Source organism: Paractinoplanes ovalisporus (assembly GCF_016834655.1).
GTDB classification, from domain to species: Bacteria; Actinomycetota; Actinomycetes; order Mycobacteriales; family Micromonosporaceae; genus Actinoplanes; species Actinoplanes ovalisporus.
This window is the reverse complement of record NZ_JAENHP010000010.1, coordinates 208,578-232,068: the sequence shown is the minus strand read 5'-3', so window position 1 is coordinate 232,068 and position 23,491 is coordinate 208,578. Positions and strand designations below refer to the sequence as shown.

The window sequence follows — 23,491 nt, the reverse complement described above, 5'->3', positions numbered from 1 at the left end:
CGATTCAAAGAATTCGATGACGGATCCTCTTCGGCGAACCGGACCCGCAGAATGACCGCTGTGTCCACAACCCGCCCGGCATCGATCGATTCGACCGCAGGCGTGGACCATCTGCCGGCTCGCCTGCGTTGCCGATCGAATGAGGAAGGATCGTCATGAGTTCTCCGGAGGCGGCCGCGCGAGCGGTCGACGTTTGGAAAGTCTACGGAAGTGGCGAGACCGAAGTAGCGGCGCTGCGCGGCGTCACGTTGACCATCGAGCGCGGACGGTTCACCGCGATCATGGGACCGTCCGGCTCCGGCAAGAGCACCCTCATGCATTGCCTGGCCGGGCTGGACGCCATCGACAAGGGTGAGGTCCACGTCGGTGACGCGGCACTGGCCGGCATGTCGGACAAACAGCTGACCGCGCTGCGACGCGATCGGGTGGGCTTCATCTTCCAGCAGTTCAACTTGCTGCCCACGCTGACCGCGGAGGAGAACATCCTGCTGCCGCTGAACATCGCCGGCCGCTCCCCCGACCGGGATTGGCTGGACCGGATCATCGACACAGTGGGGCTGCGGCCCCGGCTCGGCCACCGGCCGACCGAGCTGTCCGGTGGCCAGCAGCAGCGCGTCGCCTGCGCCCGGGCCCTGGTTCCCCGTCCTCAGGTGATCTTTGCGGACGAGCCGACGGGCAACCTCGACTCCCAGTCGGGCGCCGGCGTACTCGCCCTGTTGCAGCAGTCGGTCCGTGAGTTCGGTCAGACCATCGTCATGGTCACCCATGACGCCCGGGCCGCGTCCTACGCCGACCGCGTGGTCTTCCTGGCCGACGGACGGATCGTCGGCGACCTGACCGATCCCGACGAGGGTGTCGTTCTCGACACCATCCGGAAGCTCGACGCCGACAGCGCAGCCGTGGAGGCGGCCTGATGTTGCGCGCCACTCTGAAGAGCTTGCTGAGCCGCAAGCTGCGCCTGGTGCTGTCGGCGCTGTCGATCGTCCTGGCGGTCATGTTCGTGGCCGCCGCGCTGGTGCTGCAGGACACCCTCAACCGCTCGTTCGACGCCGCCTACCGGTCCGCCTTCGACGGGGTGCAGTTGCAAGTCATCGGCTCCTCGCCGCTCGGTGGTGACGCGTCCGCGACACCACCGGTGCCGCTCGACGAGACGGTCGTCACCGCTGTCTCGAAGGTTCCCGGTGTCGCTGCGGCCCGTGGCGAGGTTCGCGCCGACGGCGCCCGGATCATCGGACGCGACGGCAAGGTGCCCGACGCCGATGGCCAGCGGGTGGGCGTGTCCTGGTCGGACGCGAGCGGCGCCACCCTCAAGGAGGGGCGGGCACCCGCCGCGGCCGACGAGATCGTGATCAACGCCGGATTGGCCGAGAAGACCGGCTACCGGGTCGGCGACACCGCCGGTGTGCTCACCACACGGCCGAACCAGACCTTCACCATTGTCGGGATCGCCACCTACGCCGGCCGCGACGACCTGGTCAACGGGGAGCAGACGATCAGTTTCGCCCCGCGGACCGCCGGCGAGCTGATGCTGGGCAAGGCCGGCTCGTACAGCTCCGTCGACATCAGTGTCGCGGCCGGAACCGACACGGGCACGCTGAAGGCCGACGTGCAGGGGGTGCTCGGCCGCGAACTGGTCGTGCGGACCGGTGACGAGGCTGCCGACGACGCCGCCGGGCCGGCTCGGAGCACGTCCAGCAGCATCACCCGCATTCTGCTGGGTTTCTCGGGGGTAGCCGTCCTGGTCGGCGCCTTCCTCATCGCCAACGCGTTCTCCATCGTCGTCACTCAGCGCACGAAGGAACTGGCCCTGCTCCGCGCCCTCGGCGCCAACCGGGGTCAGGTCCGGCGGTCCGTTCTCCTGGAGGCGTTGATCGTCAGCGTGCTGTCGTCGATCGTCGGCTTCGCCCTGGGTCTGCTGATCGGCCGGGCTGCGGCATCCGCTCTCGGCGGTTCGACCGGCGTGCCGATCGCCGGCTTCCGCCTCCCGGTGGCCGCGCTGCTGGTTTCCTTCCTCGTCGGAATCGGCGTCACGCTGATCTCGGCCCTCGTGCCGGCACGCCGGGCTTCCCGGGTCGCGCCGGTGGCGGCCATGCGTCAGGCGTTGCCGACCGAGCGGCCCGGCAAGGTCCGCACCATCGTCGGCGCCGTGCTCTTCGGCCTCGGTGTGGCGGCCCTGGTCGCCGGCGCCGCAGGCGGGGCGGTCGGCGCGATCGGCGTCGGCGGGGTAGCGACCTTCGTGGGCATCGTGCTGCTGACCCCGGCCCTGGTGAGGCCCGCGACCGGACTGATCCGGGGTCTGACCCGCTCGACTCCGGCTCGGCTGGGCCGGCTCAATGCCGCGCGGAACCCGCAACGGGCGGCCCTCACGGTGGTGTCGCTGATGATCGGCGTCATGCTGGTTACGCTGGTCAGCACCATCCTGACCTCGTACCGCAGCACGGTCACGCAGACCGTGCAGGACAACCTCAACGCCGAACTCATCATCTACAGCTCCTCGGCCGGTCCCGGCACGACACCACCGAGCATCGACCCGTCCGCGCTGCAGAAGATGCGTCAGGAGCCGGGCGTCGCCGCGGCGGCCGGCTTCTCGTACGAGACGGCACGGGTGGACGGCAAGGACCAACTCGTCTATGCCTGGGACGACGTCGACCAGATGAGCCGGATCGCCTCGGTCCGCGCGCTGAGCGGCACGATCGGCACCGACCGGGTGATGGTCAACGAGTCGACCGCGAAGAGCATGGGTCTCGCGGTCGGGGACCGGACGAACGTTCAGCTCGTCCGGGGACCGGAAGTGCAGCTCGAGGTGGGCGCGATCTTCGCGGACACCCGGGTGGTGGACGGCTTCGTCGTTCCGTGGAGTCAGGCCGGCACCGGATTCCGTTCGCCCCAGCCCAGCCAGGCCTACGTGCAGCTCGCCGACGGCGCGACCCAGGCGGACGTCCGCAACCGGATCAGCACGCTCCTGGCGGGTAGTCCCGAGGTTGACGTGCACGACCGGTCCGAGCTCATCGACGACAACGCTCAGGCCCTGAACATGATCATCTCGATCGTCCAGGTGCTCCTCGCGATTGCCATGATCATCGCGATCCTCGGTGTGGTCAACACGCTCGTCCTGTCGATCCTCGAGCGGGTGGGCGAGCTCGGCATGCTTCGCGCCGTCGGCATGTACCGCCGCGAGGTCCGTCGCATGATCGTGACCGAATCGGTTGTCATGTCGGTGCTGGGTGCGGTGCTCGGAGTCGTACTCGGCGCGGGCGTGGGACTGGCTGCCGTCCGTGCCTTCAACGACCAGGGCATCACGGACGTGGCCATCCCGTGGCCGCTGATGCTGGTCTACGTGGTCGCCTCCGCGATCGTCGGCGTGCTGGCCGCGCTGGCCCCCGCGGGCCGGGCGGCGAAGCTGGACGTGCTCACGGCGGTCCGGGCGGTCTGACCGAACGAACGAGCCGGGAGTCGCGGTCCTGCCGCGGCCCCCGGCTCGTCGGTTTCATCAGGTACGGGCGTACGCGGCGACAAAATCTCGGAGCCGCTCCACACCGTCGACGATCTGTTCCGGCGCCAGAGCGCTGCACGACAGGCGAATCGCGCGGTCCCCACCGCCGTCCAGGTAGAACTCACGCATCGGCGTCCACAGCACCCCGAAGTCGGCGGCCGACACCGCCAAGGCCCGCTGATCGGCCGGGAAAGGCAGCTCCATCACCACGAAGAAGCCCCCGTCGGGGCTGTTCCACCGGGTCCCGCCATCCGCCGGAAAACTCTTCCGCAGGCTGTCGAGCATCAGGTTCATGTTGTCGCGGTAGAACGCCGCCGAGGGCGCGTTCGCTTCGCGCAGCCGGCAGTCGTGCTCGAGCAGCATGCCTCCGATGACCGCCTGGCTGAGGCTGGGGGTGTTGACGGTGACCATGCTTTTGATCTTTGAGATCTCGTCCGCGAGCAGAACGCGCTCACCGTCAGGAACCGCGACCAGCTGATCGGCGACGACGTAGCCGAGACGGGCGCCCGGAAAGCAGGTCTTGGCGAAGGAACCGAGATAGATCACCCGCCCACCGGCATCCATCGACTTCATCGTCGGCCGCGCGGTGCCCTGCCGGACGAAGAACCCGTACGGGTTGTCCTCGATGATCAGCAGGTTCTCGCGTTCGGCCAGCTCCAAGAGGCTTTCACGTACGTCGGGGGCAAGGCTGTGCCCGGAGGGGTTGGCGAAGTCGGGGACCAGGTAGAGGGCGCGTGGGCGACGTCCCTCGGCTCGTACGGCCGCCACCGCCGCCGTCACCGAGGCCACGGTCAGGCCGTCCTCCGACTCCGGCACCGCCCGCATCGTCACGTCCAGGACCCGCGCCGCGCCGCCGATGCCGACATAACACGGGTCCGCGACGAGCAGGACATCGTCGGGCGAGGCGAACAGCGCGCGCAACACCAGGATCATGGCCTCCTGGCAGCCCACCGTCACCACGATGGATTCGGCCGGCACGTGCATGTCCTCGTCGTTGGCCAGCGTCCGGGCGATCAGGTGCCCGATGTGCCCGTTGGTCCGGCCGTACTGAACCAGGTTGTTGTGCACCTGCTCCTTCGAGAAGCCGAGATCGTCACGCAGGTGCGCGGTGTATCGGCCGACGTACCGGTCGAGCTCGGACGGCTCGAAGAGGCCCAGATAGGGCCGGCCCGGCGCGAACGAGATCGCCCGCGGGTAACGGTTCACGATCTCGTTCAGGAAGTTCATCGAGTCCAGCAGCGGATCGCGGAGGCTGCTGTGCAGGTCGGCCGCGTCGAGCACCACCCGCTTTTCTTCCGCGGTCATTGTCACGTCGCCTGCCTCCAGGGCCGAGAGGATGAAGGGTTCCGCGCCGACCGTAGATATCAACCGGACAAAGCGGGACCACGCATCGAATAATCGATGGCAAGCTTTTCGCGGACACCACCCGGAAACGCATATTGACTATTCGACATCGCTGTATCAGCACGCGGAATGCGGCGTTAACCTTCTGGCGTATCCGATCATCTCGGAAGGATCTGGCAATGGATATCACCATTGACAAGACCGCGGCCGACATCTCGGCCCTGCGCGCCCGGATCGACGGCATCGACAACTCGATCGTCGCGCTGTTCAAGGAACGGGCCGAGGTGTCCCGGCACATCGGCTCGGCCCGCATGGCAGAGGGCGGCACCCGCATCGTGCTCGCCCGGGAACGGGAGGTGATCGCGCACTACCGGGAATCCCTGGGCGAGCCGGGTGTGGAGATCGCGCTGCTCCTGCTGCGGGCGGGACGGGGGCGCCTGGGCTGACCACGGCGAACTGAAACGGCTCCGAGGCAGCGTCGCCTCGGAGCCGTGCCGTTTCTCAGCCGCGCAGCATCTCTGCGACCAGGAAGGCGAGTTCGAGGCTCTGCTGGGTGTTCAGCCGCGGATCGCAGGCCGTCTCGTAACGGTCTGGCAGGTGCAGGTCCTCGATGCCCTGCGCCCCGCCGAGGCACTCGGTCACGTCCTCACCGGTCAGCTCGATGTGGATACCACCGGGGTGGGTGCCCAGGGCCCGGTGCACCTCGAAGTAGCCCAGCACCTCGTCGACGATCCGGTCGAAGTGGCGGGTCTTGTATCCGTTCGACGACGAGTAAGTGTTGCCGTGCATGGGGTCGCACTGCCAGACGACCTTGGCGCCGCTGGCATGCACCTTCTCCACGATGACGGGCAGCGCGTCGCGCACCTTGCCGTTCCCCATGCGGCTGATCAGCGTCAGCCGGCCCGGCACATTGCCGGGGTTGAGCCGCTCGCACAACGCGACAGCGGTCTCCGGAGCGGTACCCGGGCCCAGCTTCACGCCGATCGGGTTGGCGATGCGGCTCACGAAGTCGATGTGTGCGTTGTCGAGCTGGCGGGTCCGCTCGCCGACCCAGAGGAAGTGGCCGCTGAGCCCGTAGGCGCGCCCGTCCGAGACCCGGGTCTGCGCACGGTCGTACTCGATCGCCAGGGCCTCGTGTGAGCAGTACAGGCTGGCGGTTCGCAGAGCTTCGCTCTCGGTGAGCCCGCACGCGCGGATGAACTCGAGCGTCCGGTCGATCTCACCGGCGATCGCCTCGTAGCGTTCTCCCGCCAGCGAAGCCTTGACGAAGTCCTTGTTCCAGCTGTGCAGACCATGCAGATCGGCCAGTCCGCCGGCCAGGTAAGCACGAAGCATGTTCATCGCGGCCGCCGAGTTGGCGTGCGCGCGGATCATGCGCTGTGGGTCGGCGATACGGGCGGCCTCGGTCGGCTCCAGCGAGTTGATCATGTCGCCGCGGTACGCCGGCAGGCCCATGGAGTCCGTCAGCGACGATCGCGGTTTGGTGTACTGGCCGGCGACCCGCGCAATCTTCACGACCGGCATGGACGAGCCGTACGTGAGTACCACCGCCATCTGCAGCAGTGTGCGGACGTTGGCGAGCAGGTGGCTCTCGGTGTTGCCGGCGAACGTCTCGGCGCAGTCGCCACCCTGGAGAAGGAACGCACGGCCCTCACACACCTCGGCGAGCTGCCGGCGGAGCTGATCCACTTCGTACGGGACGACAATCGACGGCGCGTTTTCAAGAACCTCGCACACCGCGGCGACCTCGTCCGGGTCGGTCCACGGCGGTGTCTGTTCCCGCGGCAGGGTGCGCCACACGTCCAGTCCCAGCGCCTCGTCCTCGGCCGAGTCGGTCGACGGGCGTGAGGTCTGCAGAACTTCGGCGCTCAGGCCAGGATGGCTGAGCTGGTGCCACTCACGGCGTACGGCCGGTCTGGTCTCGACAGTCATTCTTTACCCTCTGATTCCGTTGTCGACGGCCTTCTCGTCGGCTGTCGTCCAGGTATCACCCGCTTCACGGCAACCTCAGAGTCGCCGTGATGTGTGCCATGACCTCGGCGGCGCGGTCGGTGAGATAGAAGTGGCCGCCCGGGAAGACGCGCAGCCCGCACCCGGCGGTGGTGTGGTGGGCCCAGTCCTTGGCCTCGGCCACGGAAACGCGCGGATCGCTGTCGCCGATCAGCACCTCGATGGGTGACCGGACGACGGCGCCGGGCGGGTCGCACCGGTACGTCTCGACGGCCGTGTAGTCCGCCCGTAACGCCGGCATGATCATTTCGACCACCTCCGGGTCGGCCAGCAGGTCGGTGTCGGTGCCGCCGAGCCGCTTCATCTCGGCCAGCACGCCGGCGTCGTCGCGCTGGTGCACGTCCTCCTCGCGGACGAGGGAGGGCGCGCGGCGGCCGGAGACGAAGAGCACCTGAGGCGCCGGCGCACCACGCCGTTCCAGGCGACGGGTCACCTCGAAGGCGACCACGGCGCCCATGCTGTGGCCGAGGAAAGCGAACGGTCCCGGAACCGCGCCGGCCAGCACGTCGGCCACCCGGTCGGCGAGCTGCCCGAGCTCCGTGACCGCCGGTTCCCGGTAGCGGTCCTGGCGGCCCGGGTACTGCACGGCCAGAATCTCGATGTCGTCACCGGCCCGGCGCCCGAGGGGCAGAAAGGCGCTGGCCGCGCCGCCCGCGTGCGGGAAGCACACGAGCCGGACCGGTGCCTCCGGCCGCTCCCGCACCACCCTGATCCACGTTCGGTCCATGCTCGCCTCACTCCCGGCCACGTCGGTCCCGAGCAGCGGCCAGCATGGCCCGGCCCGGCCGTCCGGCGCGAGCCTGCTTCGAAAATCCTGAGCGACATGTACGCCTGGCCGGGCGGCCCGGGCGTCAGAGAGGCGGCGGGAACCTTCCGTCCGTACGCATCGGCCAACGCGCATGGAACGCAGAACCCTGCTCGGGGCCGCCTGCTCCGGTGGTCCTCGGACGGGCTTCGGCGGTCGGGGGCGTGTGCCCGCCGGCGAGCCGGTCTTTATCGAGCAGGGCCACCGGCTCGGGCGTCCCAGCCGCATCCGGGTCGACCTCGCCGGAAACCGCGTACCGTTCCTGGAACTTACGGCAGAGGTCGTGTCGCCGTGGAAATGGCGCCCGGTCCGTCATAGATTGACAATGCTCGATTTATGACGATGTTGGGAGCATCTGGATGAAGCTGCTGGCCGCCACCCTGACCGCCGCGCTGGTCGTCGCACTGCCGGCACCGGCCTCGGCCGCGCCGCCCGGTTTCGACCCCCTGACCGGCCTGGGCCGCCGGGCGACCGCCGTAGCGACGACAGCCACCGCGGCGGCGGGCTGGGAGTCACTGGGTGGCACCGCGATCTCCCAGCCCGCGGTGACCTCCGACAGCACCGGCCGCCTCGACGTCTTCGTGATCGGGGCCGACAACGCCTTGTGGCACAAGTCCCGCAGCGCCGGGCGATGGTCGAACTGGGAATCGCTGGGCGGCCGCCTGACCTCGGCCCCGGCCGCGGTCTCCTCGGCCCCGGGCCGCATCGATGTCGTGGCCCGCGGCGCCGCCAACGACGTCCTGCACCTGTCGTACGCCGACGGCGCCTGGTCGAGCTGGGAATCCCTGGCCGGGCCGGTGATCGCGGCGCCGGGCATCTCGTCGCGCGGCCCGGGCCGGCTCGACGTCTTCGCGGTCGGCACCAACCGCGAGATCCATTGGAAGTCCTTCGACACCACCTGGTCCGGCTGGACCTCGCTGGGCGGCTACGCGAACTCGCTTCCCTCCGCGACCTCGTGGGGCCCCGACCGCATCGACGTCGTGGTGGCCGGCACCGACGAGGAGGTCTACCAGAAATCGTTCACCGGCGGCGCGTGGTCGGCCCGCTGGACCTCCCGCGGCGGCGCGCTGGCCTCGGCGCCGGCCCTGACCTCGACCGGTGAGGGAAGGCTGGACATCCTGGCCGCCGGTCACGACGCCAACCTCTGGCGGAAGTCCCTGCGGGGCACGTGGTCCGGCTGGTCCTCGGTGGACGCCCGCCTGAACTCGGCGCCGGCCGCCACCACCTCTCCGGCGGGCGTCGAGGTGATGGCGATCGGCAACGACGACGCGGTCTGGCACCGCGTCCTGCCCGTCAGCTGAGTCAGCTGCTGAGCTGAGCGATCCGGAACTCGGAGGAACCGCCGCCGGCGGTGTGGGCCACCACGCGGATGGTGTCGGCCTCGCCCGCTTCGGGGCCGGGCCACCAGGCCGTCCACCAGCCGTCGGCGGTGCTGGTGTGCACCGTGCGGCCGTCGGCCAGAATCAGGTCGATGCCGGTCACCTTGGCGGTGGTGAAGCCGACGACGTGCGAGTACTGGGTGTCGCCGGAGCCGTACGAGCTGCGGGTGTCGACCGACAGCAGGCCGTTGGGCGGGGTCAGCGGCGATCCCGGCAGCAGCTGGGAGGCGAACGTCTTGTCGTCCTCGACGCTCATGCACTCCAGCGCGTCCGCGCCGTGCTTGACGATCAGCGAGATCGCAATACCGCGCTGGTCACTGAGCACGACGTCACCCGCGGTCACCCCGGACGGATCGGCGCCGTACGAGGAGACGCAGTTCTTGGCGGCGGGCAGAACCTGCTGCGGGTCGATCGGCGTAGGGGTGGCCGTCCAGGCGGCGAACGCCTTGTCGGCGGCGCTGGGCAGCAGGGCCGGCACGGCGAGGGCACCGGCGACCGCGACGGCGACCGCGGCCACGCCGATCGCCGCGCGGCGCATCACCGTCCGGTGGGTGCGGCCGTCGCGGGTGGTGCCGGCGATGATGGCGTCGAGGGCGATCTCGGAGCGCCGGCGCTCGATCGGGTCGATCTGGCGGTCGAGGGCGGGGTCGAGGGCGGCGAGGTCGGTCATGGTCGGTTCCATCAGACGTGATCCTTCACAGCGGTTCGGGTGGGGGCGGGGGTGTCGTCGAGGGCGTCCCGCAGCCGTTGCCGGGCCCGGGCCAGCCGCATCGCGAACGTGGTCCGCCGGCAGTTCAGAACGGTGGCCGCCTGCTCGGTGGTGAGGCCGTCGAACGCGATCAGGGCCAGCACCTCCCGGTCGGCCGCGCTCAACGAGCGGAAGGCCCGTTCGAGGTCGACGCGGGCGGCCGCGCCGTGCGCCTCGTCCGGCGTCCCGGTGCTGGTGTGGCCGGCGATACGCACGTCGAGGGCCCGGCGGCGCAGCCAGGACCGGGACTGGTTGGCCATGGTCCGGCGGGCCACGGCGAACAGCCAGGCCCGGGCCTCGGCGGGGTCGGCCGGCACGTCGTCGAGCCGGCGCCACGCGGTCAGGAACACCGTCGAGACCACGTCGGGGGCCTCGCTGGCCGGGACCCGCCGCTCGACGAACCGCAGCAGGTCGGCGTAGCCGTCGGCGTGCAGGGAGCGCAATCGTTGCTCCCGGTCGCCGGGGTCGTTCATTGTCATGCCCCCTAGATGTCCGGCACGGCGAGGACTGTCACACCCGGGTTTCATCCCGTGGGCTGAGCCGGTCCGCGCGGCGCGCAACTACCCTGCTCAGCATGTCCTCCCCACTGCGCGACCGCGGCCGGTTCGTCGTCGCGGCGGCCGCGATGGGCACGTTCTTCGGGGTTCTCAACGTCGTCTACGCGCTGGAGTGGGGCTGGGCGCTGGCGGTGCTGATGGCGCCGGCGTTGATCGTGCGGGTGGTGTGGCGGACGATGCCAGGGTCAACGGCGGCCCCGAACGCACGATGACCTACCACGTGCCGTTCACCCGCATTGCCGTCGGATCCGTCCTGCTGCGACTCGAACCGTTCACCTCGGCCGACATCACCGCCTGGCTCGATGTCTGGAACCGCGTCAACCATGTGCGCATCGCCAGTGGGTGGATGAACGCGGTGGAGCCGGCCGCGGTGACGCGCCATCCGACCCTGGCCGAGCAACCGCTTCTTCTGCTCATGCTCGCTTCCTGCAGCGGGCGCGGCACATCGGCGCGTCGCGGCAGGGCCCGGCGGAAGGGCCTCCGGGGCCGTGCTCGCGCTCTGTCTCTGCGATCCAGGCGAGCAGGCGGATGACGGCGACGTCTCCATCACCATGCTCTACCAGCGGCTGCTGGAGAACCTCGCCCACCGCGAGCTGCGGTCGCAGGACCGGGCGGCCGAGCTCGTGCGCAAGCGGCTGTGGGAGCTCAGCGTCGTGGCGTACGGAATGTTCAACCGGGGCAGCCAATACGTGACCGACGAGGAACTGGGCAGCGATCTGACCGGGCAGGTCCGGCGGTCCGCCATCGCCCAAGAGGTCATCCGGGGATTCTTCTTCGTCCACACGTCCGAGCTGGACCTGCACCACGTCGATGCCCGGCGCAGCTACGAGTTCCTGCACGCCACATTCGGCGAGTTTCTGCTGGGCAACGCCCGGCTGGACCGCATTCGGAAAACGGTCCAGCCGGGCAGTCCGGACGACGGAGAGGTGCGCGACGCCAAGCCGGCGAGCCGGCCTGGATCTGGCCAACACGTCCGCCATCGACGAGTTTCTGGCCAGGGGTCCGGGGGACGCCAAGCTGTGGACGGACCTTGTAGACGCCGGACTGGAGCACGGTCCGGGTGATCTCAGTGGGCTCTTCGGACCGGAGGTCTCCGGAACCGTCCGATTCTGAGCAAGTCTCGGGAACCCTCGTCGACACGTCCCCGAAACGGGAACGCGGCGGTATCGTCCCCTAGCAACGCAGTGACGCGTGGAAGGGGCACGATGACCGTCCTGGGTGTGCTGTCCCCGTTTCTGGGCGGGTGGTATTTCGGCGGCGTGATCGAGGGCATCGCGCGGGCCGCGGCCGACGCCGATGCGACGGTCGTTGCCGTGCAGACGCTCGACGCGGGCACCGATCAGCTGGAACTGACCGAGCCGCCGCACCCGCCGTATCCGCTGGCGTGGGATCACGTGGCCGGGTTTGTCGTCATCGTGAATGCCGCCAGCGCCAAATATCTGCAGGAGATCCGGTCCACCGGGCGGCCGGTCGTGGTGGTCAGCCACGAGTTCGGTGAGCTGGACTGCCCCACTGTGTTTCCCGACAACCGGGTCGGCGTACGGGCGGCGGTCGAGCATCTGATCGGGCACGGGCACCGCCGGATCGGGTTTGCCGGCTTTCTGAACGCCGTGGATCAGCAGGAACGCTACGAGACTTATCGCCGGACGTTGCTCGACCACGGGATCGAACCGGATCCGGAGTTGCTCTTCGAGGCCGGCGACAACCAGGAGGCCGGTGGCGTCGAGGCGGCTCGCGCGATGCTCGCGGCGGGGCTGCCCTCCACCGCGGTCGTGGCCGGCACCGATCTGAACGCGATGGGCATCCTGCGGGTGCTGACCGAGGCCGGGTGCCGGCTCCCGGACGATCAGGCCGTCGTCGGCTTCGACGATCTGTCCGACGCGTCGTTCACCGAGCCGCGGCTGACCACCGTACGGCAGCCGCTCTTCGATGTCGGCGCCACCGCGGCGAAGGTTCTGCTGGCGGCGGTCGACGGCACCGGCGGGTCTCCGGCGCGGCACGAGGTCGCGACGGAACTGGTGGTGCGGGAGTCGTGCGGCTGCCGGGCCGAGGTCGACGAGGCGTCGCTGCAGGCCGAGGGGCGGTCGCAATATCGGGAGCGCACCCGGTTGCAACACTCGCTGAGCAGCCGGTACGACATCGGCCTCGACCTGTTGCGCAGCCACGAGGAGGATCCCCGGGAGTTGGGCTGGCTGCGCCGCACGTCGGCCCGCGCCGGCTGCCTCGGGTTGTGGACCGACGGCGATGCGAACCTCGAGATCCGTACGGCGTCCTCCCCGCCCCCGGCCCCGCCGCTTCCCCTGGTCACGGCGAGCGGGTTCCCGCCGGCCGAGATCCTGGACGAGGCCCGCGCCGAACCCGGCTCGCTGACCTTCGTCGTGCCGGTGCGGGTCGGCAACCGCGACTGGGGGCTGCTCGCCACGGTCGACCGGGTGGACCTGCAGGCGGCCACCGGGCGTGAGTCGATCAACCAGTGGGCCGCCCTGCTGACGGTGGCGCTGGATTACCAGGCCGTGCTGCAGACCCTGCGCGAGCAGGAGGAACAGCTGCGGGCGAGCGCGCTCCACGACCATCTCACGGGCCTGCCCAACCGGACCCACTTCCTGCAGTTGCTGGCCGCCGCCATCGAGCGCGGCCCCGACGTGGCGGTGCTGTTCGTCGACCTGAACGGCTTCAAACAGATCAACGACACGTACGGGCATGCCGTCGGCGACCAGATCCTGGTCGAGGTGGCCGACCGCCTGCGGGCCACGCTCGGCTTCTTCGGAACGGCGGGCCGTTTCGGCGGCGACGAGTTCCTGGTGCTGCTGGACGCCCTCGACAACGGCCACACCCCGGAGGCCACCGCCCGGCGGCTGCTGGCCGCGCTCAACCGCCCCCACCACGTGGACGGACAGGAGTTGACGGTCTCGGCCAGCATCGGCGTGGCCCTGGCCCACCAGACCCCGCACGCCGACGCGGACGCCCTGGTCCGCAAGGCCGACGCCGCGATGTATCGGGCGAAGTCGCGCCGCACCGGCGTCGAGGCCGGCCCGGTCAACCGTTAGCGGCGGGGCAGCACGCCCAGCAGCGTCGCCGTCAGACCCAGCTTCAGGGTGTCTTTCAGCCCGAGGTGGAACTGGGCCAGCTCGGGCTCAGCGTCGTACGCCTGCTGCAGGCTGGGCGGGGGCGTGCTGTACGCCGGCAGCGCACCGGCCAGGACCATCGCCTGCAGGCTGAACAGCACCGCGTCGTCGCCGAGTTCGGGCAGGGCCGTGCGGATCAGGGCGGTCATCGTGGTCAGGCGGCCCAGGGAGGCGCGCTTGTAGCGGGCGGCGACCTCGGCCGAGACGTTGTGTTCCAGGACGCCGCTCTGGGCCCCGAAGAGATCGCACATCACCACACGACCGGCGAGCGTGCGGCTGAGGATCTCGGCCACGGCCTCCGCCCGTACGGGCATGGGCTGCTCCTGGTCGACACCCGCGGCCAGCTCGGTGGCCAGCTCGGTCAGCCACTCCCCCAAGAAGACGTCGAGCAGTTCGAGCAGCACCGCCTCACGGGACTCGAAGTAGCGCAGCACGTTCGGCTTGGCCAGGCCGACCCGGCGGCTGAGCTCGTTCAGGGTGACCGCGGCCACCGGCATCTCGTCCAGCATCGCCGACGCCACGTCGAGGATCGCCTGCCGGCGGACCTCCCGCTGTTCCTCGGTTCGCGCCCGCTGAAATGTCACGACCACCACCCTAGCTTAAGTACCGGGGGTACGTTACAGTCAGACGCACAAGATACCGAAGGTACTTTAAGGAGCTCGACATGACCGCGAAGTGGACCACCGCCGACATTCCGGACCAGCACGGCCGGGTCGCCGTCGTGACCGGGGCCAACACCGGGCTGGGATACGAGACCGCCAAGGCACTCGCCGAGCGCGGGGCGTCCGTGGTGCTCGCCGTCCGCGACGTCGAGAAGGGCCGGTTGGCCGCCGCCCGCATGACCGGCGACGTGACCGTGCAGGCGCTCGACCTGACCTCGCTCGACTCGGTGCGGGCCGGGGCGGCGACGCTGCGGGCCCGGCTCGACCGGATCGACCTGCTGATCAACAACGCCGGCGTGATGTACAACCCGAAGCAGACCACCCGGGACGGCTTCGAGATGCAGTTCGGCACCAACCACCTCGGCCACTTCGCGCTCACCGGGCTGCTGCTCGACCGGATGCTGCCGGTGCCCGGCTCGCGCGTGGTCACGGTCAGCAGCACCGGTCACCGCATCCGGGCCGCGATCCACTTCGACGACCTGCAGTGGGAACGGTCGTACAGCCGGGTCGCCGCCTATGGCCAGTCCAAACTGGCCAACCTGATGTTCACGTACGAGCTGCAGCGCCGTCTCGCCCCGCACGGCACCACCGTCGCCGTGGCCGCGCACCCCGGCGTCTCCAGCACCGAGCTGGCCCGCAACACGCCGGCCGCGCTGCGGCTGCCGATCACGTGGCTCGCGCCGCTGATCACCCAGACGCCGGCCATGGGCGCCCTGCCGACCCTGCGCGCCGCCACCGACCCGGCCACGCTCGGCGGCCAGTACTACGGTCCCGGCGGCCGCTACGAGGTCACGGGCCACCCGCGCCTGGTCACGTCGAGCCCGGCCTCGTACGAGGTGGCCGTTCAGCAACGGCTGTGGGCCGTCTCCGAAGACCTCACCGGGGTCAAGATCCCCGCCACGAAGTTTCTCTCAGGAGCCGCCGCACCCCGTCGATGAAGTCGCTCAGCAACCAGAGGACACGGGGTGGGGCATGAGCAGAATCAGACGAGCAAGCGCCTGGACGGCGGCGGTGGCCCTGGGCGCCTGGTCGCTCACCGGCGCGGCGACCCCGGCGAGCGCGGCCGGGGCGACCGGCACCACCGCCGGCACTTCTCTCAACCACGTCCGTACGGTGATCGGCGCCGACACCGGAGCGGCGGCCTCGCTGACCGGCAAGGGCGTCGGCGTCGCCCTCATCGACACCGGCGTGGCCCCGGTCAGCGGCCTGCCCGCGGCGCAGATCGTCAACGGGCCCGACCTCTCGCTGGAGTCGCAGTCGTCCGATCTGCGCTACCTCGACACCTACGGGCACGGCACGCACATGGCCGGCATCATCGTGGGCAACGACACCGCCACCGGCACCAAGGGCCTGGCGCCGGGCGTCAAGCTCACCTCGATCAAGGTGGGCACGGCCACCGGCGCGGTCGACGTCAGCCAGGTCATCGCGGCCGTGGACTGGGTGGTCGAGCACCGCGACGACGACCCGGCCAACCCGATCCGGGTGATCAACCTGTCGTACGGCTCCGGTGGGGCGCCGAAGACGTGGAAGGACCCGCTCGGCTTCGCCGTGGAGAAGGCCTGGGAGGCGGGCATCGTGGTGGTCGCCGCGGCCGGCAACGACGGCAACGCCGCCGGGACGCTGGCCAACCCGGCGTCGGACGACTGGATCCTCACGGTCGGCGCCACCGACACCAGGGGCACCGCGAGCACGGCCGACGACCAGCTGACCACCTTCACCAACCTGGGCAACGGCGGCAAGCAGATCAACGTGCTCGCCCCGGGGGTCTCGATCCTGTCGCTGCGCGACCCCGGCTCGTACATCGACACCGTCTTCCCCACCGCCCGCACGGGCAGCACGCTCTTCCGCGGCAGCGGCACCTCGCAGGCGACCGCGGTCACCTCGGCCGCCGTGGCCCTGCTGCTGCAGGCCAAGCCGTCGGCCACGCCCGACCAGATCAAGGACTGGATCGTCAAGGGTTCGACCCGGGTGCCCAACGGCACCGCGGCCAACCTGGGCCTGCAGGAGATCAACGTCAACGGCGCCCTGGCCCGCAGCGGCACGGTGCTCCCCCAGGTCTGGACGAAGTCGCTCGGCACCGGCACGCTCGACAGCTCGCGCGGAGACAGCCGCCTGATGATGGACAGTTCCCCGCTGACCGGCCAGCGCAGCGTCTGGGGGCCGTTCAACCCCGTCACCTGGGCGCCCAGGAGCAAGCTGGGCACCTCGTGGGCCGGCGGCGAGTGGATGGGCTTCCGGCTCACCGGCGACGGCTGGGCCGGCACCTCGTGGGCCGGCCGCACCTGGGCGTCGGCGACATGGGCGAACACCGCGCCGTGGACGGCCAAGGCGTCATGGAGCGACCCGGCGTGGACCGGGCGGCGCTGGACCGGGCGGTCGTGGACGGCCGGCACGTGGTCGAGCCGCGCCTGGTCGAGCGACGACTGGGCGTCCGCCTCCTGGAACTGAGGCCGCGCGCCGGGCCGGGTCACTCAACCCGGCCCGGCGGCTGCCGAAGGGAGTAGGGCGGACCGACGACGAGGAGAGCCGCTGATGGAGGGGTCCCCCGCCGTCCGGACCGGCCTGCTGACGTCGGCGCTGCTTCTCGCCACGTCGGCCGTGGTCGCGTTCTGGTTGCTCCGCCACCCGATCCCGTACGGCGGAAGCCTGGGTCGACTGGCGGCCGTGGCGGTGCTGTTCGCGCTGGCCGAGCGGTTCAGCGTGACGTTCCCGGTGCGGCGCGGGTCGCACACGATCACCCTCAGCGAGATCCCGCTGGTGCTCGGCCTGGTCCTGCTGTCCCCGGCCATGCTGGTGTTCGTGCGTCTGGCCGGCGGCGTGGCCGGCATGGCGGTCTTCGGCCGGCAGCGGGGCAGCAAACTGGCCTTCAACACTGCCCTGTACGGCGCCCAGGCCGCAGCCGCCGGTGTCGTCTTCCACCTGATCGTCCGCTCGGCCGACCCGCTCGGCCCGCGCGGATGGCTCGCCTGCTTCGTGGCCGCCTTCGTGGCCGACCTCATCTCGGTCGTGCTGATCAGCGCCGTGATCGCCCTCAACGACGACACCGAGGAGTGGCGGCGGCTGCTCAGCGCCGACCTGCGCGACGTCCTGCAGATGCCGCTGGTCGTGGTCACCACCACGCTGGGCCTGATCACCGCCATCGTGGTCCGCGACCAGCTCGCCGGCGCGGCCCTGCTCGGCGTGCTCAGCTTCGCCATCTTCCGGGTCTTCCAGCGGTACGCCCAGCAGACCCAGGGGCACGCCCAGGTCGAGGCGCTGTACCGCTTCACCCGGGCCGTGAGCGGCTCGCACGACGCCACCGCGGTCGCCCGGGAGGTGCTGACCCAGGTGCGCGACCTGGTGCGGGCCGAGACGGCCGAGCTGATCCTGCCCGAGGAGCACGGCACCGCCCGGATGACGCTCACCGGCCAGGACACGTTCCAGGTGGCGACCGACCCGCCGGGCGGCACCGCCTGGTGGCAGCCGGCCGCCCGGGGAGAGTCGATCATCCGCCCGGCGGACGCGATGGCGGTGCCGGTGGCCCTGGGCGACACCACCGCCGTTCTGGCCGTCACCGGAAGCATGGCCGACCTCGACGCCTTCGAGCCCGGCCACCTGCGGCTGCTGGAGGCGCTGGCCGCGCACGCCGGCGTCGCCCTGACCAACGCCCGCCTGGTGCAGGAGCTCAGCCACAGCTCCCGGCACGACGCGCTGACCGGGCTGCCCAACCGGCGCCAGCTGCTGGCCGAGCTGCGGCGGGCCGTGGGCCACGGTCAGGTCGGTGTCCTGCTGTTCGACCTCGACCGGTTCAAGGACATCAACGACGCGCTGGGGCACAGCATCGGCGACGACGTGCTGCGCGAGGTCGGGCACCGCGTCCAGCGGCGTTTCGGCGACCGGGCGATCGTGGCCCGGCTCGGCGGCGACGAATTCGGCCTGCTGATCACCGGCGCCGACGGCGAGGACGACGTGCTGGCGATCGCGGCCGAGCTGCACGACACGCTGACCGGGCTGACCGAGGTGGCCGGCCTCGCCCTGACCACCCAGGCCAGCATCGGCGTCTGTCTGTCACCGCGGCACGGCACCGACCCCGACCGGCTGCTGCAGCGGGCCGATGTCGCCATGTACGTGGCCAAGCAGGCGCGTACGGGCGTCCACGTGTATCAGCCGGCCGACGACCAGGACACGCCGCGACGGCTGGCCCTGCTCACCGATCTGCGCAGCGCGGTCGAGAACGGCGAGGTGCGGGTGGCCTACCAGCCCAAGGTCGACCCGGTGACCGGGCGGGTGACCGGGGCCGAGGCGCTGGCCCGGTGGACGCGGGCCGACGGACCGGTGCGGCCGGACGAGTTCATCCCGCTGGCCGAGCGGTCCGGACTGATCACGCCGCTGACCGAGCACATCCTCGACACGGCCCTGAGCGCGTGCGCGGCGTGGCGGCGGGCCGGGCACGAGGTGCCGGTCGCGGTGAACCTGTCGCCACAGATGCTGACCGGCCCGACCCCCGTACGGGATGTGGTGGCGCAGGCGTTGCGGCGGAACGACGTACCGGCCGGGTTCCTGACGCTGGAGATCACCGAGGGCGGGCTGATCGCCGATCCGGTCAACGGGGTCCGGGTGCTGCATGCGCTGCGGCACCTGGGCGTACGGCTGTCGATCGACGACTTCGGCACCGGGCACTCCTCGCTGAGCCGCCTGACCGACCTGCCCGTCCAGGAGTTGAAGATCGACAAGAGCTTCGTCCAGGACATCACCCACGACCGCGGCCGGCGGACCGTCACCGTGGCCGCCCAGCAGCTCGGCCACGCGCTCGGCCTGCACGTGGTGGCCGAGGGCGCCGAGACCCAGGAGGAGTTCGACGCCCTGCGCGACCTCGGATGCGACTCCATCCAGGGCTACCACGTGTCACGCCCGCTCGCGCCGGACGACTTCCTGCGCTGGCTGGCCGAGCACAGCGTCCGCGCTGCCGTCAGCCGGTGATCGGAAGCCAGTCCGAGGTGTCGTCGCACCCGCCGAAGGACATGTTCCCGGCCATGCGCACGAGATCCTCGTACGGGATGAAGGTCTTGTCCCGGACCACGACGGTGATGCCGCAGTCGCCGGCCTGGATCATGAACTGACTGCCCTTGCCGCCGTCGGTGAGGTTGTCCTTCTCGCCGTCGAGGTACCAGGTCGGGTGGCCGCCGATGGTGCGCGTCCGGCCGTCGCTGTAGTTCTCCCCCCAGGCGGTCATGATGCCCTTCATCGGCAGCGCCATCACGGTCAACGGCGTGTCGTACGGCATGAAGAACGACGGGGAGACCTGCCCGGCCGGCTCGGAGGGACCGCCGAACCCGATGCTCGCCGACACGCCGTACTCGGCGATGTCCCGGCTCTCGGTGAAGGAGACCGGCAGGCCGCGCGGCACCCAGCCGAACCGCACCGGCGCCCGCGCGGCGCGGGGCGTCGTCAGCCGGACCGCGTCGGCCAGCCGGAGCATCTCGGCCCGGTCTGCGCTCTCGGACACGGTCACCCAGACACCGGACGGATCCTGCCAGCCCACCGCCGCCCCGACCCGGTAGGGCGCTCCCATCGGGCCCGAGCTGGACGGGGCGGGCGGATCCAGCTGCTTCACGTAGAAGGCTTCCCGGCCCTGCACGGTGACCCGTTCGCCCTGACGCAACCGGGTCGGGTCGAACGTGCCGGGGTCGTAGGCCGCGATCGTGCCGCCGGAAGCCTTCTGGGAGTTGGCGATCGGCCGGGCGATGAGGAACTGCGTCTTCCCCTCGGTGCCGTGGGTCATGGTGAAGTACACGCGGCTGGGCGCCAGTTCCAGAGAGAGTTCGTACGGCTCCCGGTAGTAGGTCATGGGACCGGCCGGGTTGGGCCGCGGCGGATCGGCGGCGTACGACCGGACCACCACCGGAACGGTCACCGCGACGGCCACCGCCACGACGACCGCCCCCACCGCGCGGAGCCGGTTGCGGCGGCGCAGCCGTTCGGCGCCGGCCCGAGCCTGCTCGACCAGGCCGATGGCGTCGGGGGCGCGGTCGGCGCCGCGCTCGAGGGTGCGCGTGAGCTCGTCGAGGCTCGTCACGAGAGGATCCTTTCGTTGGTCGTGGGCTCGTCGAGTTCGATCCGGAGCGTCGCCAGCGCCCGGCTGGCGTTGCTGCGCACGGTTCCGGTGCGGCAGCCCAGGACCTCCGAGATCTCCAGGTCGCTCAGGCTCTCGTAGTAGCGCAGCACGATCACCGCCCGCTGCTGACGCGGCAGCCCCATGAGCAGACGCCACAGCTCGTCGTCGGGTTCGGACGGTGGATCGGGCGCGCGCGGCGCCGACGCCCCGTTCACCACCTCGTCCAGCAGCGGCACGGTCCGCACCCGCCGGCGCCGGCGCAGCGACAGGAACTCGTTGGTCACCATCCGCCGGACATAGCCGTACGGGTCCTGCACCGAGCCGATCCGGCCCCACTTCACCAGGGCCCGGGCCAGCACCTCCTGGACGATGTCGCGGGCCTCCTCGCGGTCACCGCTGAGCAGCATCGCGTATCGCAGCAGCGAGGCCAGCCGCGCCGCCGCGAAATCCTCGAAGCTCATCCGTCCCCCCGGTCCCTGTTCGGCGCTCCTAGGCATAGAACGCGATCAGCACCGGATCCGCTGCATCCGGTCGCAGTTGTGGAGGACAACCGGAAAATGTCGTACCCGGCTGGTTTACTCGCCCCACCCAGTGACCGGGGTGGGGTGAGTAACCAGCCGGGCCGGGCCGGGTCAGCGGCCGTGGCTGACGTCGTTGGGTGGGTGCTCGCGCACGTAGTCGGCGAGCCGGCCCTCACGCAGGGCGGCGAACAGCTCGCGGCACTGGGCCGCGTCGGGGACCATCACCGCGCCCACGCCGGGAACGTTGCGGTTCTCGGCGATCGGCAGGGTCATGAACGTCAGGTCCTTGGCCCGCAGGTGCCGCAGTGTCAAAGCGAGCCGCTGCACCGGCATGCTCCGGTCGACGGTGAGCATCCCCGCCGCCGTACGGACCAGTTTGTCGAGTTTCCCCGGGTCGGTGAGCAGGTTCTGGTCGGCGATCTTCTCGGCCAGCGCCCGCAGATACTGCTGGTGGCGCTTGGCCCGGTCGTAGTCGTCGTTGGGCAGGCCGCGCCGCTGGCGTACGTAGAACTCGGCCAGCTTGCCGTCGAGGTGCACGTTGCCGGCCGGGAAAGCGACGCAGCGCCGCGAGCGGCCCTGGGGGTCGGTGCAGGGCGCAGACGGGTACGGGCTGTCGTCGGGCAGGAAGCGGTAGCGGTCGACGCTCTTCTTGTCGATGACGACGTCGACCCCGCCGACGAGATCGGTCAGCTTGCGGATCCCGGCGAAGTCCACGATCAGCGGCCAGTCGACGGTGATCCCGGCGAACCGGTTGATCGTCTGCACGAGCCGGGGCGCGCCACCCCACGCGTAGGCCGCGTTGACCTTGTTGCGGGACCCGCGCTCGCCGTCGGCGGTGGCGATCGGGAGGTACGTGTCGCGCGGGATCGAGATCACGTACGCCTGCTTGGTCGACTTCGGAATGTGCACGAGGATGACGACGTCGCTGCGCCCGTCCCCCTCGTCGTCGGTGCGGCTGTCGGAACCGATGAGCAGCAGGTTCATCGGCCCCTTGACCTTGGGCGGCTCGCTCGGGGCGCCCGCCGACCGCGAGGGGGCGGGCGGCAGCAGATCGGCCCGCTCGACCGCGTCCTCATACCGGTGCGACAGCATCCGCATCCCGGCGACGGCGGCCACCGACCCGCTCACCAGCACCGCGACCACAATGGAGAGCACCAACCACCAGCGACGCCGCACGTCACACCCCCACGAATCGGTAGCCGGAATCGAGGAGCACGGGCAGAACACCCCGCAGAGCCCGTACGGTCTGGGACCGGTCGCCGCCCCCGTCGTGGGTGAGCACGATCGACCGGTTGCCGACCTGGTCCAGGATCTTCGAGCGGATCCGCCCCGCACCGGGATTATCCCAGTCACGAGGGTCTACGTCCCAGGCGATCGAGGACTGCCCGAGCGACGCGCACACTTCGAACACGGTGTGCGACCAGCTTCCGTACGGGGCCCGGAAGAGATGGGGTATCCGGCCCACCGTGGCGGCGACCGTGTCCACGGCGCGACCGACCTCGGTCCGGACGCGCCCCGCCGCCAGCCGGTGCAGATCGGCGTGTGACCAGGTGTGGGTGCCGACCGTGTGCCCGTCGTCGACGATGGACCGGATCAGGTCGGGATGCGCCGCCGCCTGCTGCCCGATCACGAAGAACGTGGCCTTGATGTGGTGTTTGCGCAGCAGCTTGAGAACCTGCGGGGTGTACGACGGGTGCGGGCCGTCGTCGAAGGTGAGCGCCACGACCTTCGGGCCCCGGCCGGTCGGCACGACGTACCGGGGTTCCTTCTGCACCGCGATGGGAGGCAGCTTCGTCGGCGTGGGCGACGGCGTGGGCGACGGTGACGGGCTCGGCGACGACGGCGTCGTTGCCGGCGCCTGCGTCGGCGTCTGTGTCGGCGTCTGTGGCTTGGCGCAGGCGCTGAGCAGGGACAGCCCGCCCAGGGCGAGAAGCACCCGCCGGCTGCCGGTCCACGGTTGTTGCGTCATCGACATCATCACCTCCGGCTCCGCGCGGCCGCCGCAGTGGAAGCGGCAGTTCGTCCGCGGAGAACCGAAAGTGTGGTGACGAGTTGTCAGGATCTGATGAGGCGCCGGTCGGCCGGAGTTTTTCTCACAATTTGCCGAGCGAGGTAACCCGGAGGCGGGTTCACGACGTCCGCGCGCCCGGAGCCGCGCGCCGCGTCAGGCCGTCGAGGATGAGGGCCAGGCCCGCCTCGAACGCGGACTCGTGATCGATCTCCGGCACGCCCGGGGGTAGCTCCGCGCCGTCGCCGGCCTGCTCCTCCAGCACGCTGCCGACGGTGAAGCGGCTCGCGGCCAGCATCGCCATCTGCGCGTCGTGTTCGGGCACCCCGGCGGCGACCAGGAACGCCATCTTGCGGCCGACCCGTTCGAGGTCGCCGGTGGGCGTGCTGCCGGCGTGCAGCCGTGCACCGTCGCGGCGCATCAGCAGGGTGCGCCGGAAGCTGCGGGTGTTGTCGAGAAACCAGGCACGCCAGTCGTCGCCGGGCGCGGGCAGGGGCGCGGTGGTGTGCGGCGTCATCGCCGCCTCGGCCAAGGCCGCGAGCAGGTCTTTCTTGGTGCGGAAGTAGTAGTACAGCGCGGGCTGCTCGACGCCCAGCCGCTTCGCCAGCTGCCGGGTGCTGACGCCGTCCAGCCCGGCCTCGTCGAGCAGGGCCAGCGCTTCGAAGACGACGGTCTCGCGGCGGATCTTGGTCACGTTGCCAAGTTTATCGCCGATAGATAATCTCGTACGAGAATCATTCAGTGA

At 70.6% G+C, this 23,491-nt stretch carries 22 protein-coding genes; 11 read left to right on the top strand and 11 right to left on the bottom strand.

The features are described 5' to 3' along the window. Positions 1–155 precede the first annotated feature (155 nt). Both JIG36_RS28515 and JIG36_RS28510 read left to right on the top strand, forming a co-directional pair. On the top strand, positions 156–914 hold the full coding sequence (locus tag JIG36_RS28515; protein WP_203379489.1) for an ABC transporter ATP-binding protein: 759 nt from the start codon (positions 156–158) through the stop codon (positions 912–914). Further along, positions 914–3,433, top strand: a complete 2,520-nt coding sequence (locus tag JIG36_RS28510; protein WP_203379488.1) for an ABC transporter permease — start codon at positions 914–916, stop codon at positions 3,431–3,433. Before JIG36_RS28515 ends, JIG36_RS28510 begins: the two co-directional genes overlap by 1 nt. 57 nt (positions 3,434–3,490) lie before the next feature. Here the strand turns inward: JIG36_RS28510 and JIG36_RS28505 are convergent, their stop codons facing one another. Further along, on the bottom strand, positions 3,491–4,798 hold the full coding sequence (locus JIG36_RS28505; RefSeq protein WP_203379487.1) for an aminotransferase-like domain-containing protein: 1,308 nt from the start codon (positions 4,796–4,798) through the stop codon (positions 3,491–3,493). A 218-nt stretch (positions 4,799–5,016) separates the two neighbouring features. Here JIG36_RS28505 and JIG36_RS28500 point away from each other — a divergent pair, with 218 nt between their 5' ends. Further along, the gene (locus JIG36_RS28500; RefSeq protein ID WP_203379486.1) at positions 5,017–5,283 is read left to right on the top strand and encodes a chorismate mutase; all 267 of its coding nucleotides are present in this window, start codon (positions 5,017–5,019) and stop codon (positions 5,281–5,283) included. Between the two features lie 55 nt (positions 5,284–5,338). Here JIG36_RS28500 and JIG36_RS28495 read toward each other — a convergent pair whose 3' ends face one another. Beyond that, positions 5,339–6,769 (bottom strand): class II 3-deoxy-7-phosphoheptulonate synthase, encoded by a 1,431-nt coding sequence (locus JIG36_RS28495; protein ID WP_203379485.1) that lies wholly within the window; start codon positions 6,767–6,769, stop codon positions 5,339–5,341. 64 nt (positions 6,770–6,833) lie between these two features. After that, positions 6,834–7,574, bottom strand: a complete 741-nt coding sequence (locus JIG36_RS28490) for a thioesterase II family protein (protein WP_203379484.1) — start codon at positions 7,572–7,574, stop codon at positions 6,834–6,836. A gap of 437 nt (positions 7,575–8,011) precedes the next feature. Here JIG36_RS28490 and JIG36_RS28485 point away from each other — a divergent pair, with 437 nt between their 5' ends. Further along, positions 8,012–8,953: a PLL family lectin gene (locus tag JIG36_RS28485; protein WP_203379483.1), complete on the top strand. Its 942-nt coding sequence runs from the start codon at positions 8,012–8,014 to the stop codon at positions 8,951–8,953. 1 nt (position 8,954) lies between these two features. Here the strand turns inward: JIG36_RS28485 and JIG36_RS28480 are convergent, their stop codons facing one another. Together JIG36_RS28480 and JIG36_RS28475 are read right to left on the bottom strand one after the other, a co-directional pair. Then, entirely contained in the window at positions 8,955–9,713 is a 759-nt protein-coding gene (locus tag JIG36_RS28480; RefSeq protein WP_203379482.1) for a hypothetical protein, read from the bottom strand. Further along, the gene (locus JIG36_RS28475; RefSeq protein WP_203379481.1) at positions 9,713–10,258 is read right to left on the bottom strand and encodes a sigma-70 family RNA polymerase sigma factor; all 546 of its coding nucleotides are present in this window, start codon (positions 10,256–10,258) and stop codon (positions 9,713–9,715) included. The genes JIG36_RS28480 and JIG36_RS28475 overlap by 1 nt, the downstream gene beginning before the upstream one ends. A gap of 95 nt (positions 10,259–10,353) precedes the next feature. On the opposite strand from JIG36_RS28475, the gene JIG36_RS28470 reads away from it, so the two are divergent. From JIG36_RS28470 to JIG36_RS28455, 4 genes are all read left to right on the top strand, one after another. Beyond that, positions 10,354–10,548, top strand: coding sequence for a hypothetical protein (locus tag JIG36_RS28470; RefSeq protein WP_203379480.1), 195 nt, complete (start codon positions 10,354–10,356; stop codon positions 10,546–10,548). Further along, positions 10,503–10,868 carry a hypothetical protein gene (locus JIG36_RS28465; protein ID WP_203379479.1) on the top strand — a complete coding sequence of 122 codons (366 nt, stop codon included), beginning with the start codon at positions 10,503–10,505 and terminating at the stop codon, positions 10,866–10,868. Before JIG36_RS28470 ends, JIG36_RS28465 begins: the two co-directional genes overlap by 46 nt. Further along, positions 10,825–11,400 carry a hypothetical protein gene (locus JIG36_RS28460; protein WP_203379478.1) on the top strand — a complete coding sequence of 192 codons (576 nt, stop codon included), beginning with the start codon at positions 10,825–10,827 and terminating at the stop codon, positions 11,398–11,400. The genes JIG36_RS28465 and JIG36_RS28460 overlap by 44 nt, the downstream gene beginning before the upstream one ends. 141 nt (positions 11,401–11,541) lie before the next feature. Beyond that, entirely contained in the window at positions 11,542–13,383 is a 1,842-nt protein-coding gene (locus JIG36_RS28455) for a substrate-binding and GGDEF domain-containing protein (RefSeq protein WP_203379477.1), read from the top strand. Here the strand turns inward: JIG36_RS28455 and JIG36_RS54220 are convergent. Then, positions 13,380–14,045 (bottom strand): TetR/AcrR family transcriptional regulator, encoded by a 666-nt coding sequence (locus tag JIG36_RS54220; protein ID WP_203379476.1) that lies wholly within the window; start codon positions 14,043–14,045, stop codon positions 13,380–13,382. The genes JIG36_RS28455 and JIG36_RS54220 overlap by 4 nt on opposite strands. An 80-nt stretch (positions 14,046–14,125) precedes the next feature. On the opposite strand from JIG36_RS54220, the gene JIG36_RS28445 reads away from it, so the two are divergent. The 3 genes from JIG36_RS28445 (at position 14,126) to JIG36_RS28435 (ending at position 19,082) form a co-directional block, all read left to right on the top strand. Further along, positions 14,126–15,061 (top strand): SDR family NAD(P)-dependent oxidoreductase, encoded by a 936-nt coding sequence (locus tag JIG36_RS28445; protein ID WP_203379475.1) that lies wholly within the window; start codon positions 14,126–14,128, stop codon positions 15,059–15,061. A 34-nt stretch (positions 15,062–15,095) separates the two neighbouring features. Beyond that, positions 15,096–16,571: a S8 family serine peptidase gene (locus tag JIG36_RS28440; protein WP_203379474.1), complete on the top strand. Its 1,476-nt coding sequence runs from the start codon at positions 15,096–15,098 to the stop codon at positions 16,569–16,571. Positions 16,572–16,655: 84 nt separating this feature from the next. Beyond that, positions 16,656–19,082, top strand: a complete 2,427-nt coding sequence (locus JIG36_RS28435; RefSeq protein WP_203379473.1) for a putative bifunctional diguanylate cyclase/phosphodiesterase — start codon at positions 16,656–16,658, stop codon at positions 19,080–19,082. Here JIG36_RS28435 and JIG36_RS28430 read toward each other — a convergent pair. From JIG36_RS28430 to JIG36_RS28410, 5 genes are all read right to left on the bottom strand, one after another. Beyond that, positions 19,072–20,178: a hypothetical protein gene (locus JIG36_RS28430; RefSeq protein ID WP_203379472.1), complete on the bottom strand. Its 1,107-nt coding sequence runs from the start codon at positions 20,176–20,178 to the stop codon at positions 19,072–19,074. The two genes, JIG36_RS28435 and JIG36_RS28430, sit on opposite strands and share 11 nt — an antisense overlap. After that, positions 20,175–20,678 (bottom strand): SigE family RNA polymerase sigma factor, encoded by a 504-nt coding sequence (locus JIG36_RS28425; RefSeq protein WP_203379471.1) that lies wholly within the window; start codon positions 20,676–20,678, stop codon positions 20,175–20,177. The genes JIG36_RS28430 and JIG36_RS28425 overlap by 4 nt, the downstream gene beginning before the upstream one ends. 171 nt (positions 20,679–20,849) lie before the next feature. Then, a complete protein-coding gene (locus JIG36_RS28420) occupies positions 20,850–21,914 on the bottom strand; it encodes an LCP family protein (RefSeq protein ID WP_203379470.1) in 1,065 nt (354 codons plus the stop codon). A gap of 1 nt (position 21,915) precedes the next feature. Continuing rightward, positions 21,916–22,707, bottom strand: a complete 792-nt coding sequence (locus JIG36_RS28415) for a polysaccharide deacetylase family protein (RefSeq protein WP_203379469.1) — start codon at positions 22,705–22,707, stop codon at positions 21,916–21,918. Positions 22,708–22,867: 160 nt separating this feature from the next. After that, positions 22,868–23,440 carry a TetR/AcrR family transcriptional regulator C-terminal domain-containing protein gene (locus JIG36_RS28410; RefSeq protein WP_203379468.1) on the bottom strand — a complete coding sequence of 191 codons (573 nt, stop codon included), beginning with the start codon at positions 23,438–23,440 and terminating at the stop codon, positions 22,868–22,870. Positions 23,441–23,491: the final 51 nt, after the last annotated feature.

Bases quoted from the DNA above. Each gene is read 5' to 3' on its own strand.
- JIG36_RS28515 (WP_203379489.1), top strand. From the start codon at position 156: ATGAGTTCTCCGGAGGCGGCCGCGCGAGCGGTCGACGTTTGGAAAGTC.
- JIG36_RS28440 (WP_203379474.1), top strand. From the start codon at position 15,096: ATGAGCAGAATCAGACGAGCAAGCGCCTGGACGGCGGCGGTGGCCCTG.
- JIG36_RS28425 (WP_203379471.1), bottom strand. From the start codon at position 20,678: ATGAGCTTCGAGGATTTCGCGGCGGCGCGGCTGGCCTCGCTGCTGCGA.
- JIG36_RS28500 (WP_203379486.1), top strand. From the start codon at position 5,017: ATGGATATCACCATTGACAAGACCGCGGCCGACATCTCGGCCCTGCGC.
- JIG36_RS28435 (WP_203379473.1), top strand. From the start codon at position 16,656: ATGGAGGGGTCCCCCGCCGTCCGGACCGGCCTGCTGACGTCGGCGCTG.
- JIG36_RS28505 (WP_203379487.1), bottom strand. From the start codon at position 4,798: ATGACCGCGGAAGAAAAGCGGGTGGTGCTCGACGCGGCCGACCTGCAC.
- JIG36_RS28470 (WP_203379480.1), top strand. From the start codon at position 10,354: ATGTCCTCCCCACTGCGCGACCGCGGCCGGTTCGTCGTCGCGGCGGCC.
- JIG36_RS28455 (WP_203379477.1), top strand. From the start codon at position 11,542: ATGACCGTCCTGGGTGTGCTGTCCCCGTTTCTGGGCGGGTGGTATTTC.
- JIG36_RS28480 (WP_203379482.1), bottom strand. From the start codon at position 9,713: ATGGAACCGACCATGACCGACCTCGCCGCCCTCGACCCCGCCCTCGAC.
- JIG36_RS28415 (WP_203379469.1), bottom strand. From the start codon at position 22,707: ATGACGCAACAACCGTGGACCGGCAGCCGGCGGGTGCTTCTCGCCCTG.
- JIG36_RS28510 (WP_203379488.1), top strand. From the start codon at position 914: ATGTTGCGCGCCACTCTGAAGAGCTTGCTGAGCCGCAAGCTGCGCCTG.
- JIG36_RS28475 (WP_203379481.1), bottom strand. From the start codon at position 10,258: ATGACAATGAACGACCCCGGCGACCGGGAGCAACGATTGCGCTCCCTG.
- JIG36_RS28485 (WP_203379483.1), top strand. From the start codon at position 8,012: ATGAAGCTGCTGGCCGCCACCCTGACCGCCGCGCTGGTCGTCGCACTG.
- JIG36_RS28445 (WP_203379475.1), top strand. From the start codon at position 14,126: ATGACCGCGAAGTGGACCACCGCCGACATTCCGGACCAGCACGGCCGG.
- JIG36_RS28490 (WP_203379484.1), bottom strand. From the start codon at position 7,574: ATGGACCGAACGTGGATCAGGGTGGTGCGGGAGCGGCCGGAGGCACCG.
- JIG36_RS28495 (WP_203379485.1), bottom strand. From the start codon at position 6,769: ATGACTGTCGAGACCAGACCGGCCGTACGCCGTGAGTGGCACCAGCTC.